Raw genomic sequence first — 842 nt, 5'->3', positions numbered from 1 at the left:
GGCCGGGGCCGCGGCCGCCGAATCCGCCTCCGACGGCGCGCCGTCGGCCACCTTCCGCGCGCTGGCCTGGTCCCAGGACGACACGGGCGGTCAGGACCCGGTGCCCTACGTCGGCGACGACTACAGCTTCGAGGGCACCGAGGCTCGCCCGCAGGTCGACTTCGGCGGGGACGACGAGGGCTATCCGGAGCCGGCGCCGCTGCCCTGGTACAAGCGCCCGCCCGTGCTGTTCGGGGTGGCCGCCGCCGCGGCGCTGCTGGCGACCGGGGGGCTGGCCATGACGCTGGCCTCGACCGACAGCGGACCGGCGTCGGAGACGCCCGGCGAGAACGGGCAGGCACCGGGTGAGCCGGCCGCACCGCCGCCTCCGGTCACCGTGACCGTCACGGGCGACGACGGCCTTCCGACCACGTCGGTGTTCACCCCACCGCCGGAGAGCACCACGACGACGAGCCCGACGACGACCAGCGACGAGACCACGACCACCACGACGACCACCAGCGAGACCACGACCACCACCACGCAGCCGACCACCACGACCACCACCCGGGCGACCACGACCACCACCAGACCGACCACGGCCGAGCCGACGACGACGGCAGCGGAACCGACCACCACCGCACCGGCCCCCGAGCCCGAGACGGTCACCCCGGATGCCGGGGCGCCGACCGACACGGACACCGGCCCGGACACCGGCGCCGACGCCACGACCCCCCTGGCTCAGTCACCGCTGTCGCAATGACCGTGCCCCCGGCTGCGCGGGCCGCGGTCGCGGCTCTGGCCGCCGCGCCCGCCGAGCCGATCGTCATGGCCCTGACCGGCGGGGTCGGCACCGGGAAGAC

At 76.0% G+C, this 842-nt stretch carries 1 pseudogene; it reads left to right on the top strand.

Features of this window, described 5'->3' with window-relative positions:
• Positions 1-742: pseudogene (locus ACXAID_RS28270) on the top strand (Hsp70 family protein); the annotation flags it as partial.
• Positions 743-842: the final 100 nt, after the last annotated feature.

Source organism: Mycobacterium sp. ABE4_509, assembly GCF_056160785.1.
Note: the sequence above shows the minus strand (reverse complement) of the source record. Positions and strands in the feature narration are given on the sequence as shown.